Origin of the sequence: Actinoplanes sp. CA-252034, assembly GCF_050956125.1 — a bacterium.
Classification (GTDB): Bacteria; Actinomycetota; Actinomycetes; order Mycobacteriales; family Micromonosporaceae; genus Actinoplanes.
In genome coordinates, this window is record NZ_CP191846.1 from 2195601 (window position 1) to 2209209 (window position 13609).

7 protein-coding genes and 1 pseudogene are annotated in these 13609 nt (G+C 72.3%); 4 read left to right on the forward strand and 4 right to left on the reverse strand.

Features of this window, described 5'->3' with window-relative positions; genetic code table 11:
• Positions 1-53 precede the first annotated feature (53 nt).
• Entirely contained in the window at positions 54-1154 is a 1101-nt protein-coding gene (locus ACQPZW_RS10020; protein WP_433794546.1) for a DUF3068 domain-containing protein, read from the reverse strand.
• A 110-nt stretch (positions 1155-1264) separates the two neighbouring features.
• Here ACQPZW_RS10020 and ACQPZW_RS10025 point away from each other — a divergent pair, with 110 nt between their 5' ends.
• Positions 1265-2464 (forward strand): acyltransferase family protein, encoded by a 1200-nt coding sequence (locus ACQPZW_RS10025; RefSeq protein ID WP_433794547.1) that lies wholly within the window; start codon positions 1265-1267, stop codon positions 2462-2464.
• On the opposite strand, the gene ACQPZW_RS10030 is transcribed toward ACQPZW_RS10025, so the two are convergent.
• Positions 2374-6588 (reverse strand): alpha-(1->3)-arabinofuranosyltransferase, encoded by a 4215-nt coding sequence (locus ACQPZW_RS10030; protein ID WP_433794548.1) that lies wholly within the window; start codon positions 6586-6588, stop codon positions 2374-2376. The genes ACQPZW_RS10025 and ACQPZW_RS10030 overlap by 91 nt on opposite strands.
• A gap of 157 nt (positions 6589-6745) precedes the next feature.
• Here ACQPZW_RS10030 and ACQPZW_RS10035 point away from each other — a divergent pair.
• Positions 6746-7941: pseudogene (locus tag ACQPZW_RS10035) on the forward strand (glycosyltransferase family 4 protein).
• Here ACQPZW_RS10035 and ACQPZW_RS10040 read toward each other — a convergent pair.
• Both ACQPZW_RS10040 and ACQPZW_RS10045 read right to left on the reverse strand, forming a co-directional pair.
• Complete coding sequence (locus ACQPZW_RS10040) at positions 7926-8087, reverse strand: hypothetical protein (protein ID WP_433794549.1); 162 nt, start codon at positions 8085-8087, stop codon at positions 7926-7928. The pseudogene ACQPZW_RS10035 and the gene ACQPZW_RS10040 overlap by 16 nt on opposite strands.
• A gap of 44 nt (positions 8088-8131) precedes the next feature.
• Entirely contained in the window at positions 8132-9706 is a 1575-nt protein-coding gene (locus tag ACQPZW_RS10045; RefSeq protein ID WP_433794550.1) for a hypothetical protein, read from the reverse strand.
• A gap of 92 nt (positions 9707-9798) precedes the next feature.
• Here ACQPZW_RS10045 and ACQPZW_RS10050 point away from each other — a divergent pair, with 92 nt between their 5' ends.
• Both ACQPZW_RS10050 and ACQPZW_RS10055 read left to right on the forward strand, forming a co-directional pair.
• Positions 9799-11013, forward strand: a complete 1215-nt coding sequence (locus tag ACQPZW_RS10050) for a polysaccharide biosynthesis protein (protein ID WP_433794551.1) — start codon at positions 9799-9801, stop codon at positions 11011-11013.
• A 30-nt stretch (positions 11014-11043) separates the two neighbouring features.
• A complete protein-coding gene (locus ACQPZW_RS10055; RefSeq protein ID WP_433794552.1) occupies positions 11044-13518 on the forward strand; it encodes a fibronectin type III domain-containing protein in 2475 nt (824 codons plus the stop codon).
• Positions 13519-13609 lie beyond the last annotated feature (91 nt).

The following is a 13609-nucleotide window of genomic DNA, read 5'->3' on the forward strand; positions in this document are numbered from 1 at the left end:
AGACCCGCATTCCCATCAATGGGGAATGCGGGTCTCCGGTCGATCGGAATCGGTCAGTTGGTGGTCTTGTCCACGCTGACCGGCTCGGTGATCTCCTCGTGCTTGCCACCCGCCGCGTGCTTGGCCGGCACGGTCCGGCGGGCGGTGGTGACCATCCACAGGCCGATGATCAGCAGGAGCGCGCCCAGCACCGCGGCGCCGATCGGCAGGTAACGGCTGATCAGCAGCACCTTCGACTTGTTGGCGCTAGCCGACTCGACGCTGTTGGTGACGGTCTCGTCGGTGTACGAGAACGCGCCGTCGAGCAGCGCGGTCGGCTGGCCGACGTTGGGCACCAGCTTCTTGCTCTGCTGCTCCTGGACCTTCACGAACGTGCCGCTGACCGGCTCCACCCAGATGGTGCGGGTGTTGGAGTAGACGACCTGGCCGCTGGTGGCGTCCGGGGTCGCGAACGCGCTGAGCAGCGACTTGATCCGGTCCGCCGAGAACGCCAGCGGAGTCTCGGGGACGACCTGCTCGAACTTGTAGGTCTCCAGCCCCTGGATCTCTTCGGTCCCCTTGTACTCGATCGGGAGCGCCTTCTTCACGTCACGGTCGAAGTACTGGTACGTGGTCTGCTCGGTCCCGAACGGGAACTTGTAGAGCTGACCGGTGAAGGTCACGGGCTCGGGCGCCGACGCCGTGCTGCCCTCGACCTTGGCCACGTCGTCCAGCTCCTGACCGGGCCAGGCGACCGCACCCGCGGTCTTGCGGTCGAGGGCCAGACGCGCCTCGTACGCGCTGATGACCTTGTTCTGCTCTACCCAGGCGCCCGTGCCGTTCGCCCGCCAGATGACGGTGTTGTCATCGATGGTCCCGCTCTTGATCTCTTCGTCGGTGGTTTTCGTGAGAGTGTTGATCTCCGTGGTCGACCGGAGAGTCCCCGTCTCGATCTTGACGACCGGGTTGGCGCCACCCTCGGTGTAGAGGAACCGTGCGTTCTTCGCCTCGGCCACGCTCGGCTTCTGGCAGTCCTCGATGATCTCCTTGGTGCATCCCCGGAGGTCATAGGGCAACCGGGCCGCCTTTGGCGCCACGTAGAACGCCACTCCCGCGGCCAGTACCACCGCGAAGAAGCCGATGCCGAACAGCACGGCACCCAGACGAGCTTTCACTGATCCTCCCATTCAGACGGCCGACTGCTATCCCTTAAGAGTGAGCCCGTCGCCGATAATGACCGGAGGTTACTCGTCGGTTACATGGTTACGGAACCCTTGGACGGCACATGTCTGCACCGATTTCAACGCCCACCCTGCACCGTGTCCCGGCACTCGACGCGGTGCGTGTCATCGGCTCGGTGGCGGTTGTCGGCCATCATGTCGGGTTCGCCACCGGCATCAACACGGGCGGCGGCGTGTGGGGTGGTTGGCTCTCCCGCCTGGACGCCGGTGTGGCGGTGTTCTTCGTGCTCTCCGGCTTCCTGCTGTTCCGTCCGTGGGTCCATGCGAAGACGACCGGGAAGGCAGCCCCGGACCCCCTGACGTACCTGTGGCGGCGAGCCATGCGGATCCTCCCGGCCTACTGGGTGACCGTGGTGGTCTGCCTGCTCGTCCTGCCGCGCAACGCGAACGTCACCAACGCCGACTGGATCCGGCACCTCACCCTCACCCAGATCTACGAGGCCGGAAATCTCAAGCACGGCCTCAGCCAGACCTGGAGCCTCGCCACCGAAGTGGTCTTCTACCTGCTGCTCCCGGTGCTCGGGGTGTACCTGACGTCCGGTCGGCACCGGTCCGGCCGCCCGTGGGCGATCATCGGCTTCTCCGTGCTGATCACCGGCGTGTGGGTCGCTCTCATCGCCGGTGGGGTGCTCACTCCCACCCCGCACACCATGTGGCTGCCCGCCTATGCCCTGTGGTTCGGCGCGGGCATGCTGCTCGCCGCGGTGCAGGTCGGCCTGCGTGACGGCCGGATGGCGCGCTGGGGTTTCCTGGACGGCATGGCCGCGGCCCCGCTGGCCTGCTGGGCGGCGGCGTTGGCGGTCTTCGCCATCGCCACCACCCCGGTCGGCGGCCCGCACGGCCTGACCGAGCCGTCCGCCGGTGAGCTCGCCGTCAAGCTCGTGCTCTACATGCTGCTCGCGGTCCTGATCGTGGTGCCGCTCGCCTTCGGCCCGGAGACCCGGACCAAGCTGGCGCTCAGCGGCGGCACGGTCAAGTGGCTCGGCGCGGTCTCCTACGGCCTGTTCCTGTGGCACCCCTTCGTGATCGAGTCGATCTACTGGGTCACCGGCCGGCCCGAGTTCACCGGGTCGTTCGGCGTGACCTTCGCCCTCACCGTCGCCGGTGGCCTGGTGCTCGCCGCCCTCTGCTATTACCTGATCGAGAGCCCCTGTCAGCGTTTGAGCCACCGCTGGCCGCGCACACCCCGGCCGACCAGCACCGACAGCCAGAGGAGCACCGCACAGGCCAGCGCGGTCAGCTGAGGCAGCGCCGCGGTGTGCCCGCCGATGGTCAGCGCCAGCCAGCCCGCCAGGGCGAAGAGGGCCACCGGGAGCAGCCAGCCGGCGAGCAGGCTCCACCGGCTGAGTCGCCTGCGGTCGTACGCCCCGAAGTACGGCCGCAGCACCCTCAGCATCAGCACGGCCGCCCCCATGATCAGTGCCAGCCCGGCCGCGGCGGTGCCACCGACCAGCAGCAGCGCCACCCCGCCGAACAGCCCGGACACGAGCCGGTGGCGCCGGCCGCGTGTCCCGGACGGCCCCGCCCCGGCGGGCGCGCCGGGGCCGGGCAGCCGGCTGGACCCGGCCAGCGCGGCCACCACGGCGACCCCGAGCAGCAGCAGCGCGCCGCCGCTCATGGTGGCCGTGTAGATCCGGTCCGGCCCGAACCGGAGCACCACCTCACCGGAGGTGCCGGCCGGCACGATCCACGCCTGCTGCCAGCCGTCGACCTTGACGACCGGCAGCTCCTCGCCGTCGATGGTGGCCGACCAGCCGGCGTTGGCGTTCTCCCGCAGCGCCAGGACCCGCTGGCCCACGTACATGCCCAGATGCAGCCGCCGCAGGGTGGCGCCCCACGCGTCGACCCGGACCGGCACCCGGACCGACGTCGTCGTGGCGAAGCCGACCGGCTTGAGCTGCTGTTTCGTGCCCGGTGTGGCGCTGCGCGGGGTGAGGGTCACCTGCGCCGGCACGGCCACGGCCGACGCGGTCGCCACCACGTGGGTCTCGCCCGTGTCGATCCGCAGCGTCTTCTTGGCGTCGGGGCCGCAGACGAGCGCGTCCACCTCGCGCAGCTGGAGCAGGTCGCGCCGGCTGGCGATCAGTGAGGTCTGCCGGATCGACCCGGCGACGGTGACCCGCGGCCCGCTGCCGCAGCCCAGGTCGACCTTGGCGGCCGCCACGTTCAGATCCGGCGCGGTGTCCGGGAGCGCGGTGAGCTCACTGACCGCGACCGGCAGGGTGCGCTGGGAGTTCCGGTACGGGTCGTAGCTCGCCGCCGGCACCGACTCGGAGATCAGCACCGTGAGCTCGTCGGTGTTCATCGGCGGCGAGAAGGCGAGAACACCCTCGGAGTCGAGGGAGCCGGTCCGGATGTCGCCGTCACCGATCACGGTCACCTTCCACGGCTGCGCCGCGGCCGTGCCCGGGGTGAGGGCCAGCCGGATCCCGGAGACCTGCCGCCGGGCCGGCCAGACCAGTCGCAGCCAGGGCTCCCGGTCCTCGTCACCGGCATACCACGCGGTGCCGGGATCGCCGTCGGTGACCGCTCCGGGCCGGCCGGCCGGTTCGATCACCCCGACGCTGGACGCGGTGACGGTGGGCCGGATCCGGCGGGCGACCGAGGCCTTGCCACCCGTGTCGAGCAGCGCGTTGAGCGCCGAACCGGGGCGGGGCCGGGCCCGGACGGTCAGGTCGTAGTCGGCCGCGACCGGCTGGACGGTGGCGCGGTTGATCTCGGTGCCGTCCTCCGAGGCGCGGGCCAGATCGGAGTTGCAGGCGGCCTGGCCGCTGTCGGAGAAGTAGCAGGCGGGCACGCCGGGCGCCGCGGTGAACACCATGCTCGGCGCCGTGCCGGTGAGTGGTGAGGCCGGTGTCCGCAGGGTCCGCTCCGCGGACACGCCGGGGAATCCCAGCTCGGTGATGCCGACCCCGCCGAAGCCGATCCGCCGGTCGAGCACCTCGTCGAAGGTGATCCGGACCCGGTCGGTGGGCCGGGTGGCGCCCAGCGGCACCGTGGTCGCGGTGCTGTTGTCGCCGACGGCCCGGCTGACCGGCGGGTGATCGCCCGCGGTCACGGTGATCCGGGTCGGCAGCGAGTCGGTGCCATCGTCGAAGCGCAGGCTCACCGAGCTGATCACCCGGGCGGTGTTGAACCGCACCTCGAGCCATTGGTCGGTCGCGACGGTGCCGGGCGCCGACCGCCAGGAGGTGGTGTTGTCGCCGTCCATCGCCGCGTACGGCTGGTAGCCGGGCCGTGCCCCGCTCAGCGGCTGGGCGTCGGAGAAGGCGCTGGAGGCGGTGATCGACTTGATGCCCCGGTACTCGGCGACCGTCTCGTTGCCCTCGGCCCACTCCGGCAGGTAGTCGCGGGCCGGTGCGCCCAGCCGGGCCTGGTCGGTCGCCTGCATGGTGGCCGAGGCGCTGTCGTGCGAGCGGCCGAAGGCGATCTCCCTGCGGCGCAGGCCGTCGGTCACGATGACCGGCCCCTCCGGGGTCGCCTCGGTCCGGTCACCGGCGAGCACCGTCGGGCCCTCCGGCAGCACCCCCGCGGTCGCGGCGTCCAGCAACGACTCCGGTCCGCCGACGACGGTGGTCAGGCCGGCCGCGTCGTACGCCACCACCGGCTCGGTCTCATCCTCGACGGCCCAGACCTCCAGGGTCCGCACTTTGACGTCGAGGCCGTTGTCGATGTAGATGCCGGGCAACTGGCCGCCGCCCACGTACGGCCCGAAGGCCGTCACCTGGCGCAGGCCGGGCGACCGGGACAGCGCCTGCTTGACGATGACGGGCTGGGTGGCACCGGACCGCCCGTAGGCGAGGTCGGAGCGCAGCAGCAGGTAGCGCACCCCGGAGCGGCGCAGGTACTCGGCCAGCCCGGACGAGCCGGAGCCGCTGTTGAGGGTCTGCTCGATGGTGTCCAGCACCCGGATGGTCTCCGGCGGGGTCAGTGGGATCGAGCTGCGCACGCCCCACCGCTTGTCCAGCAGCGGCTGGGTGATCTCGTCGCTCGGGCTGCCCCACAGGTAGCGGGGGAACCGTGAGCCGGGCACCACGAGCACATGCTCCTGGTCCAGGTTGTCGTCGAGCCAGTCGGCCGCCTCCCGCCAGTAGCCGGGGACCTCCTTGAAGCTGCCCTGGGCGGCCAGCCCGCCACCGAGCGCCGGCGCGGCGACCGCGGCGATGGCCAGCAGGGCGATGCCGCCGACCCCGGCCGCGCGCAGCTGGGCGAGCCGCAGCCGCGGGCGGGGCGCGGTGGCCACCGCCCGGCTGAAGACGGTCAGCAGGTGGGCCAGGCCGAGGATCAGGGGCAGCCGCACCACGACATCGAACTTGTGCACGTTGCGCAGCGGGGCGCCGGCCGCGTCCAGAAATGCCTGCTGCGTTTCCGAAAAGAGCCCGGCCACGCTGCCGATGTGTCCCAGACCGACGAGGGCGAGCCCGCACAGCAGACCGGTGATCAGAAACCACCGGTGCGGCATGCCACGACGGGCCAGGCCGGCCACACCCAGACCGGCGACGAGCAGGGTGGCCAGGATCAGGCCCTGCTCGGTGGCGATCCGCCAGCCCGCCGTCCACGGCGGCCCGAACGAGCTGGAGAGGTAGGCGTGCCAGTGCGACGCTCCGCGCAGCACCGAGACCATGTCGGTCGGCGCCGTCGTCACGCTCGCGGTCTCGATGTAGTCCAGGAACGGCGGGCTGTAGCGGCCCAGCACGAGCAGCGGGCCCAGCCACCAGGCGGTGGCGCAGGCGACCGCCAGTCCCCAGGCCAGCAGCGCCTTGACGCGCAGGCTGAACGGCCGCAGCCCGAGCAGCCACAGGCCGGCGAGTGGCACGACGGCCAGCACGGCGGTCGCGTTGACACCGCCGGCGCAGGCCACGGCGAGCGCGGAGCGGGCGACCGAGCGGGCCACCGACCGGCCGTGCGCGAGCCCGACCAGGGGGATCAGCACCCAGGGGGCGACGGCGCTGGGCCACGCCTCGACGGAGATGGGGCCGAGCTCGGTGAGCATCCGCGGGGAGAGCGCGAAGGCCACACCGGCGACGAGCCGCGTCCACGGCGAGCCGATGCCGAGTCGCTCGGCCAGCTTCACCACGCCGATGCAGGCGACCGTCATGACGATCGACCACCACAGCCGCTGGATCACCCAGGCCGGCAGCGCGATCGACTTGCCCGCCAGGAAGAAGGCCCCCATCGGCCACAGGTAGCCGTACGCCTGGTTCTGCAGTTGCCCGAAGGTTCCGTTCGGGTCCCAGACGTTCAGGGCCCGGCCCAGCCAGCCGGCCGGATCGACCACGAGATCGACCTTGGTGTCGATGACGATCTGGCCCGGGTCCTGCAGGAACGCCAGCGCGGTGAGACCGAGACAGACCGCGATCAGGCGCATCCGCCAGACCGCGGCTGATGGGACACCGCCCACCGGAGCCGGTGCGGACTCTGCCCGTGGGTGGCGCATTTTTCTCCCTGTTCCGCCATTGCGGAGTTACTGGACAGCCCCATAGTGTGACGCGACCCGCGAATATTACTCGCTAGTAGAGGTGACAGTGGACATACCGGCCGCCGGAAATCGGCACGTTCTGTTCCTCAACTGGCGGGACACTCGCAACCCCCACGGTGGCGGATCAGAAGTCTACGTGGAGAAGATCGCCGCCGAACTGATCCGTCGGGGCACCGGGCCACGCTCTTCTGCGCAGCTCACAGCGAGGGTCCCGCAGATGAGGTGACCGAGGCCGGGCTTCGGGTCGTGCGCCGCGGCGGACGCCACACGGTCTATCTTCAGGCCGCGTTGCTCTACCTGATCGGCGTTCTCGGCTTCGGGCCGCTGAGCCGGCGCCACGGCGGGCGTCCCGACGTGATCGTCGACGTCGGCAACGGTTTGCCATTCCTTTCTCCCCTCTGGGCGTTCTGTCCGGTCATCGCCCTTGTGCACCACGTGCACCGGGAGCAGTGGCCCGTGGTGCTGACTCCGAGGCTCGCCCGTATCGGCTGGTGGATCGAGTCGTGGCTGGCGCCCCGGGTGTACCGCCGCTGCCGTTACGTGACGGTCTCCGCGGCGTCCCGCGACGAGATGGCGGTGCTCGGCATCGACCCGGAGCGGGTCACGATCATCCACAACGGGACGCCCGAGATGAAGCCCACGGCACCGGTGGCCCGTACCCCGGAGCCGTCCCTCGTCGTGGTCGGCCGGCTGGTGCCGCACAAGCGGGTCGAGATGGCGCTGGACGCGGTCGCCGGCCTCGCCGGCGAGTTCCCCGGCCTCACCCTCACCGTGGCCGGGCAGGGCTGGTGGGAGGACGAGCTGCGGGAGTACGCCGTCACGCTGGGCATCGCCGAGCGGGTGCGGTTCGCGGGCTTCGTCAGCGACGAGGAGAAGCGGGTCCTGATGAGCCAGGCGTGGGTCGCGCTGACCCCGTCGCTCAAGGAGGGCTGGGGCCTGACCATCGTCGAGGCCGGCGCGGTGGGGACACCCAACATCGCGTTCCGGGGAGCCGGTGGTGTGGAGGAGTCCCTGGTCGACGGACGGACCGGGCTGCTGGCCGAGGACCCGGCCGACTTCACCGCCAAGGTGCGGCTGCTACTGGCCGACGATGCTCTGCGCGCCGAGATGGGCAGCGCGGCACGGGTGCACGCGGATCACTTCACGTGGCCGTCGGCGGGGGAGAAGTTCGCCGCGCTCGTGGTGCGGCCGGTGATGGTCCCGGCGACAGCGCCGGGACCACGCACTCACCTGGTGCCGTAGACGCCCGTCGTCAGGGACGCCTCGTCGACGCTGGCCGCGGCCTCGGTCGGCGAGCTGATGACGCTCGCCGCGAGAGCGGCCGTGCCGAGGATCCCCAGCGCCAGGGCCGCGACCCCGGCGAGGACGAGCGGTAGGGTCTTGCGCATTCGTGACTCCTCCTGTGGACCATGTGCTCTGCGTGCGCGGGACGCTACCACGTAGTAACTTCCCTGCGAAGGGTGTTCTCGTACAGATCCAGGTCGGTCCCGTCGTGCACCAACCGTAAACCGGTCAGAGAGGCGCTCGTGTTCGCGGGAGTCCCCACGACACGCTGCACCACCACCCATCGCACTCCCAGATCGGCCAGCGGAGCACCGGTCGTGAGGGCTTGCCGGATCGCGGCCGCCCGGCGGTCCTCGCCGCCGACCACGATCCGCCCGACCAGCAACCGGTCGTCGGTCAGCACGTCGGCGTCGAGGTAGCGAGGCAGCGGATCGAGCACGGTCCGGCCGTGGTTCCAGGGGTAGCTGTGGTAGGCGGCGAGCGGCAGCGACACCACCGGGCCGGGGTCGGCGGCCACCAGCCGGGCCACCACCGCGAAGTCCGCCGGATAGGCCACCGGCCGCAACCGGTTCCCGGCGCCGAACGCCAGATCCGGCTGCAGGGCCACCGGCAGCAACAGGACGGCGCCGAGCACCACCCGGCCGGCCGTGCGGTCGGCGATGCGGGACGCGGCACGTTCGGCGCCGAGCGCCACCAGGAGACAGAGCAGAAGGGTGTACGGCATGACGAACTTCTGGCCGTCCCGGAGCAGGCCGGCACCGGGCATCGTCCCGACCAGCCACGCCAGCAGGTCACGCAGGCCGGGGACGACCCCGAGCAGCGCGACCGCGAAGCCACCCGCGGCCAGCGCCGTCAGCCGTGTGGCGGCCCCGGACGGCCAGCGCCGCCACAGCTCGCGCAGGCCGTACCCGGCGAGGGCCAGCAGAGCCAGCGTCCCCACCGGGGCCAGCACCGACGTCCGGCTCGGCAGGACGGTCTGCGCGTTCCACGTCCCGCCGGTGCCGAGCAGCGCACCCAGCGTGCCGGTCCAGTCGTTGCCGCGGGCGGCGAACGCGGCCACCCCGTCCGGGTCGCTGCGCGCGTCCGCCTCGGTCAGCGCCACGGCAAGCAGCCACGGCGTGTTGACCAGCAGCGCCACCCCGGCCGCGAGCCGGGACGACGCCAGCGCCACGACCGTGGCCAGCGCGATGAGCCCACCGGTCGGCGTGATCGCGGCGAGCGCGGCCCAGCCCGCCAGCGGCAGCAGCGCGCGGCGGTCCCCGGCGCGGACCCGCAGGGCGGCGGCGGCCAGCCAGGGCAGCGCGGCATACGCCAGCAGCAGACCCCACTGCCCGAGCAGCAGCCGCTCGGCCAGGTACGGCGTCCATGCGTAGGCGACCGCCGCCACCAGCCGGGCGCCGGTCCGCGCCTCCGGGAGCAGGCGGCCGGCGCCGATCGCGGCGAGCATCAGGATCGACGCCAGTGCCAGTCGTTGCAGCAGCCAGCCCGGCACGACCTGGCTGGCCAGCGAGACCAGCGCGTCGAGGGGAACCGCCCGGGGCAGCGTGGCCGACGGCAGGACCAGGTCCCACCGCAGCGGCTGCCGCGGCACGAACACCATGTCGTAGGAGAGCACGTAACCGGGCGCGGCCAGCGGCGCCAGCACGAGCATCGTGACGATCAGCGCCGTGACCGGCAGAGCGAGCCGTCGCAGGGCGGACCTCCTCATCTCGGTCGCTCCCATAGTGTGATCCACGCACCGGGGCTCCCTTTCTCAAGGGGCCCGGCCATCTCTCGAGAAACGGAAGCCCGGGGCACGATGAGGCAGGGACGAGCATGGCGAAGCTGAGCGGTATCGGCACGGCGGGACTGGCGGTCACCGTCGCCGGTGTGCTCGCCAACGGGCTGGCGTACGTCGTGCCCGTGATCGGCGCGCGCCGCCTGACCGCGGCCGATCTCAGCGTCCTCGCCACGCTGCTCGCGATGACGGCGATCGTCGGGGTGGCCAGCACCGGCCTGCAGATCGCGGTGGCCGTGCACCGGGCCCGCAACGGCCCGTCGCCGGCCGGCCGGTCGGCCCTGTTCACGGTGCTGGCGGCGGCCGGCGCGCTGCTCCTGGTGCTGCCGGTCGCGGTGGTCGTGCTGCGGCTGCCGGTGCCGGCGACGCTGCTGGCGGCGGCGTCCACGGTCGGCGTGGTGGCGGCCGGGCGGTGGCTGGGCGAGATGCAGGGCGACGAGCGTTTCCTGCCGCTCGCCGCGGGGCTGGCCGTGGTGGCCGGCGGCCGGTACGGCGGGGTCGTGCTGGGCCTGGCCGCGGGCGCGGGCCTGACCACCTCCCTGCTGATCGGCGCGGCGACGGCGGTCCTCGCCCTGCCCGTGCTGCACCTGCTGGCCCGGCGGCCCGGGACGGCGGCGACCGGCGAGCCGCTGGCCCTGCGCGCGGTCTTCACGGCGGGCGCCGCCACCCTCGCGACACTCGTCGTGTCGTACGCCGACCTGCTCCTGTCCCGTCGTTTCCTCCCGCCCGACGTGTCCGGCGCCTACGCGGTCGGCACCGTTCTGACCAAGGGCGCGCTCTGGGCGCCGCAGGTGGTGACGGTGCTGGCACTGCCCCGGCTGGCGCAGGGCGACCGGCGTACGCTGCGGCTCGGTCTGCTGCTCGTCGGCGCCTGCGGCGCGTTCCTGGTGACCGCCGCCGCGCTCGCCGGCGGCCTGGCGTTCCGTCTCGCCGGCGGGCCGGACTACGAGGGCCTGGGCCGCTACGCGCCGATCTTCGCGGCCACCGGCGCCTGCTACGGGTTGGTGTTCATGCTGGTCAACGCGCAGGTTGCGGCTGGGGCACGGTGGCCGTCCGCGCCGTTGTGGGCGGTCACTACGCTGCTGGTGGCGGCGGTGTGGCTGATCGTCCCGCACACACTGGCGGGCGTGGCCTGGGCCGCTTTCGGGGCGGCCGTCGCCGCCCTGTCGGTGACGAGCGTGCTGGTAACGGTACGACTCCGGACATCCGTTACCGAAAGGCGATCTGAGGGTGCGATTCTCTCCGTCGAATGACAGCGGACGGGGGTCTGGGCATTGCGTACGGTGACGCGTCGCGTCCTCATCGGTGGCGTGGCCGCCGCACTGGCCGCCGGAGCACTGGTGACAGCCGTGGGCTGGTCCGCCGACTCCGGCGACGAGGAGGGGAAGTTCGCGGCGGATGCCCTGACCGCGATGTTCCAGGAGTACGGCGACAGCTCCGGCACCTGGCTGGGCGCCGACCGGACCGCCTCGGTGCCGCTGTCCGGCGACCGCACCCTCTGGCTCTTCTCGGACACCTTCCTCGGCCGCCCCGGCGAGGGCGGTACCCGGCCCCGTGACTCCGGGCTGATCAACAACTCGGCGATCATCCAGGAGGACGGGCGGCTGGGCCGGTTCTACTACGGCGGGCAGCCGTCCGCTCCGTCCGCCCTGGTGCCCACCCCCGAGCAGGAGGAGTTCAACTGGATCGGTGACGCGGTGACCGCCGGTGGCCGGGTGCAGGTGCTCGCCAACTCGTACCGCCGGTCCGGCGCAGGCCCCCTGGACCACAAGCTCACCGGAACCATGCTGGCCGACTTCACCGAGAGCAGCCTGACCCCCGGCCCGGTCCGGAAGCTGCCGCTCGGCGACCGCATCTCGTGGGGCTCCGAGGTGCTGACCGGGGGCGGCCGCCTCTACGTCTACGGCACCGAGGGTGTGGGCTCCATGAAGTTCGCGCACGTGGCCCGCACGGCCGGCCTCGACCTGGCCGGGGCCTGGGAGTTCTGGACCGGCAGCGGCTGGTCCGCCACGGAGTCCGACTCGGCGCGACTGCTCAGCGGGGTCGGCACCAACTACGGCGTACGCCGCGTGGGCGACCAGTACGTGCTGGTCACCCACGAGAACAACATGATCTTCAGTGCCGACGTCGTGGCGTACACCGCGGACTCCCCGACCGGGCCGTTCAACGGGCCGCACTATCTGTTCCGCGCCCCCGAGGTCGCCGAGGGGCACATCGTGTACGACGCCGACCTGCACCAGGAGCTGTCGCGCAAGGGCCGGCTGCTGGTGTCGTACAACGTCAACAACCTGGACGAGGCGGTCACCTACGCCGACGCGAGCGTCTACCGCCCCCGGTTCGTCGAGGTCAAGTGGCCGCCCGCCGGCAGCGCGAAGGGCCCCGCGGCGCCCGGCGGGCTCACCGCCGTCGCCGACGGCGCCGGCACGGCGAGCGTGACCTGGCAGCCGGTCACCGGATCGGACATCTCCTACCGGGTCTACCGGCGCGACGTCACCGCGGGACAGACCCATTTCGTACGCCTGCCCGGTGACGGCCCCGGCGCGAACACGACGTTCCGCTCCGACTTCCTGACCAACGGCCACGACTACGAGTTCGCCGTGACGGCAGTCTCGCCCCGGGGCGAGAGCACGCTCTCCGAGGCCGCCGCGATGCGGGCGACCGTGCCGCCGCCGGACGCCCCGGGCACGGTCGAGGTCCGCGCGCTGTCCGACGGCCGGGTCACCGTGCACTGGGGGCAGATCCCGTTCGTCCAGCTCGTCAAGGTCTTCTACCGGGACGTGACCGACGGGCAGAGCAAGCCCGAGGCGGCCGGCACGTTCCCCGGGGTGAGCGCCACGATCGGCCCGCTGCGGCACGGCCACGAGTACGAGATCACCGTGGTCGCCGTCGGCGGTGGCGGGGACAGCCCGCCATCGCGTGGGGTGCGCGTCACGCCACGGGTGACCCCGCCGGCGGCGCCCGCCCTGCCCACCGCCGAGGCCCGCCCCGACGGCTCCGTCCACGTGACCTGGCCCGCCGTGGCGCCGGGGCTGTCCTACCAGGTGTTCACCCGCGAGGTCGGCAGCAGCGACTGGGGTGTTCCCGGCCTCACCGGCCGGACCGCCTTCGACACCGTGCCCCTGCGGCACGGCCGGGAGTACGAGGTCGCCGTCGCCGCCGTCAACTCCGGCGGGGTGGGCGAGAAGTCGCTGCCGATCCGGGTCCGGGCGGTGGTGGCCGCGCCCACCGCGGCGCCGGCGCGGCTCGAGGTCGAGGTCGAGGCCGAGCAGGGCGTCGTCGAGCTGACGTGGAAGTCCACCGGTGCCGAGTGGCATAAGGTCTCGCGCCGCGACCTCACCGCCGGGGAGACGGAGCTCGTCGAGGACGGGATCGCCGTGAAGGGCACCAGGACGGTCGTGCGCGGGCTCGCCGACGGCCACGAGTACGAGTTCGTGGTCGCCGCGGTCAACGACGGCGGCTCCGGCCCGCGCTCCACGCCGGTCAAGGTCCGGCTGCCCTCCGTGGCACCGACCGAGGTCAGCGCCCGCAGCGACGAGCCCGGCACGGTCACCGTCGCCTGGACCGAGATCCGGCGCGGACTGACCTACCGGGTGCAGTTGCGGGACACGACGGCGGGGGAGCAGTGGCGGACCGACCCGTACCCGGTCACCGGAGACCGCTACCGGACCAGTCTGCTGGCCGGCGGTCACCGCTACGAGTTCCGGCTCCAACTGCCGGACGGCACGATGTCGGTGACGGCCAGCACGACGGTACGGTGACGCCCGCCACTCACAACGCCCGGCCGGAGGAGGTGACCTTCGGGTAATCGTCGACGCACCTTCAAGTGACCACGTGGAAACCGGGGCTTTC

Coding starts and splice junctions, on each gene's coding strand:
- ACQPZW_RS10025 (WP_433794547.1), top strand. CDS start 1,265: ATGTCTGCACCGATTTCAACGCCCACCCTGCACCGTGTCCCGGCACTC.
- ACQPZW_RS10030 (WP_433794548.1), bottom strand. CDS start 6,588: ATGCGCCTGATCGCGGTCTGTCTCGGTCTCACCGCGCTGGCGTTCCTG.
- ACQPZW_RS10040 (WP_433794549.1), bottom strand. CDS start 8,087: ATGCGCAAGACCCTACCGCTCGTCCTCGCCGGGGTCGCGGCCCTGGCG.
- ACQPZW_RS10045 (WP_433794550.1), bottom strand. CDS start 9,706: ATGGGAGCGACCGAGATGAGGAGGTCCGCCCTGCGACGGCTCGCTCTG.
- ACQPZW_RS10050 (WP_433794551.1), top strand. CDS start 9,799: ATGGCGAAGCTGAGCGGTATCGGCACGGCGGGACTGGCGGTCACCGTC.